Origin of the sequence: Paraburkholderia sp. Ac-20342 (assembly GCF_017104985.1) — a bacterium.
GTDB lineage: Bacteria > Pseudomonadota > Gammaproteobacteria > Burkholderiales > Burkholderiaceae > Paraburkholderia.
Map to the genome: position 1 here is coordinate 1 of NZ_JAAGPQ010000196.1, position 2,596 is coordinate 2,596.

At 68.1% G+C, this 2,596-nt stretch carries 2 protein-coding genes and 1 pseudogene; all 3 read left to right on the plus strand.

The window, feature by feature from the left end; translation table 11 throughout:
• Positions 1-21 precede the first annotated feature (21 nt).
• Entirely contained in the window at positions 22-1,386 is a 1,365-nt protein-coding gene (fliI, locus tag G3N58_RS33645; protein WP_346778321.1) for a flagellar protein export ATPase FliI, read from the plus strand.
• Between the two features lie 278 nt (positions 1,387-1,664).
• On the plus strand, positions 1,665-2,114 hold the full coding sequence (gene fliJ / locus G3N58_RS33650) for a flagellar export protein FliJ (protein WP_167047409.1): 450 nt from the start codon (positions 1,665-1,667) through the stop codon (positions 2,112-2,114).
• An 87-nt stretch (positions 2,115-2,201) separates the two neighbouring features.
• Positions 2,202-2,596 (plus strand): annotated as a pseudogene (locus G3N58_RS33655) (flagellar hook-length control protein FliK); the annotation flags it as partial.

The window sequence follows — 2,596 nt, forward strand, 5'->3', positions numbered from 1 at the left end:
GGCACCCACCGCGATCTAACCATTGGACCACACTCTTGCCCTGCACGCCGCTCTTCCGATCTCGCGCGCAATGCGATCGCGCGGCCGCTGCGCGCGTGCGGACGGCTGACGCGCGCGGCCGGTCTCGTGCTCGAAGCCGTGGGCCTGCGCCTGTCGGTCGGCGCCGAGGTAATGATCGAACTGCCGCCCGGCAGTTCGCTGCCGATGGCCGAAGCCGAAGTGGTCGGCTTCTCCGGCGACAAGCTGTTTCTGATGCCGACCACCGAAGTGATCGGCCTGTTGCCCGGCGCGCGCGTCTTTCCGCTCGAAAGCGCGCCGATCGCCGATCCGATGGCGGGCGCCAAGCGTCTGCCGGTCGGCTGGGAACTGCTCGGCCGCGTGCTCGACGCGTCGGGCCGGCCGCTCGACGGGCTCGGCCCGCTCGGCACGCAAAGCGATGCGCCGCTGTCCGCGCCGGTCATCAACCCGCTCAATCGCGAGCCGATCCACCAGGTGCTCGACGTCGGCGTGCGCGCCATCAATGCGCTACTGACGGTTGGCCGCGGTCAGCGCATGGGGCTGTTCGCGGGTTCGGGTGTCGGTAAATCGGTGCTGCTCGGCACGATGGCGCGCTACACCAGCGCCGAGGTGATCGTGATCGGCCTGATCGGCGAACGCGGCCGCGAAGTGAAGGAATTCATCGAGCAGATTCTCGGCGAGGAAGGGTTGGCGCGCTCGGTCGTGATCGCCGCGCCCGCCGACGTGTCGCCGCTGTTGCGCATGCAGGCCGCTGCCTATTCGACCTCGCTCGCCGAATATTTCCGCGACCAGGGCAAGCACGTGCTGCTGCTGATGGACTCGCTGACCCGCTACGCGATGGCGCAGCGCGAGATCGCGCTGGCGGTCGGCGAGCCGCCCGCGACCAAGGGCTATCCGCCGTCGGTGTTCGCAAAGCTGCCTGCGCTCGTCGAGCGCACCGGCAACGGTCCGGCGGGCGGCGGCTCGATCACTGCGTTCTACACGGTGCTGACCGAAGGCGACGACCAGCAGGACCCGATTGCCGACTCGGCGCGCGCGATTCTCGACGGCCATATCGTGCTGTCGCGCACGCTCGCCGAGGCGGGCCACTACCCGGCCATCGATATCGAAGCGTCGATTAGCCGGGCAATGACCGCGCTGATCGACGAGAACCACCTGAATAAAACGCGTATGTTCAAGCAGATGCTGTCGCGCTATCAGCGCAACCGCGATCTCATCAACGTGGGCGCGTATTCGAGCGGACGCGATGCGGTGCTCGATCGCGCGATCGCGCTGTATCCGCGGATGGAACAGTTTCTGCAGCAAGGATTTCGCGAGTGTGCGAACTTCGCGCCGAGCATCGACATGCTGAACGCGCTGTTTGTGTAGGCACCGTTGCCGCCGGCAGCCAATGTGCCGGCGCGGGCCGCCGGAGCGGCCGGGCGCGAGGTGCGAGGTGCGAGGCTCATCGAGGTGCGTCGGGGTTCGAGGGCGCAGCGGATGGCTCGCGGTATCCGCGAGTGGCATGACGCGGGGATCGTCTTGCTGGCGGTCCGTCGCGCGACCGATTATTTTTAAGGGAACGTGCTTTTGCGCCGTCCTCGCACGACGCAAAAGCATGCTCGCAAGCCCGCCATGAGCGGGAAACAGGCCCGAGGAGGTTGACGATGGCGAAACATTTCCCGATCAAGACGCTGATCGGTCTCGCACAGGACGACGTGGACGCCGCCGCGCAACGCCTCGGCCGCGCGCAGCGCGAGCGCAACGACGTCGAGGCGCAGCTGAACGCGCTCGTGCAGTACCGCGACGAATACCACGCGCGCTTCACGGCGACGGCCCAGAGCGGCATGCCGGCCGGCAACATGCGCAACTTCCAGGCGTTCATCGACACGCTCGACGCCGCGATCGAACAGCAGCGCAATCTGCTCGGCGCGGCGAACGCGCGCGTCGAAGCGGCGAAGCCCGAATGGCAGCGCCAGAAGCAGCGGCTCGGCTCGTACGAAGTGCTGCAGGCGCGCGGAGAGGCTGCCGAAGCGAAGACCGCCGCGCGGCGCGATCAACGCGATTCCGACGAATATGCCGCGCGGATTCTGCGCATGCGCGCCGAGGGCGCGTGATGCATGTGGCGCCGAACGCTGCCGGGTTTCACGGCGTTCGCCTGACCGGACACCCCGCCCCCGTTTGACGGATTCACAGGATTTCCTATGTCGCTTCTTTCAGAGATCGGCTCGCAAGTCAGTTCGCTGCTCGGTGGCAATGGCTCGACCGGCGCGGCCTCGAGCGCCGCGGTCAACGTGATGCCGTTCGCGCAGACCTTGCAGCAGAGCATCGATCAGCAGAACAGCGCGGCTTCGCAGAGCGCGAGCCAGCAGCAGAGCAGTTCGCCGACGGCATCGCCGACCCAGACGTCGAGCGTGCATGACGCCCCGCCGCCCGCGTCCACGCCGAAGAGCGCGAGCGGCAGCCAGAGCGGCGCGGGCACGGCGTCCGCTGCGTCGGCGGGACATGCGCGCCAGGCGTCGAACGGCAACGCGGCGAGCACCCGGGCGAAGCAGCACGACACGAAGGCGCAGACCGACGCGGGCGCGGTCGCGGCGGC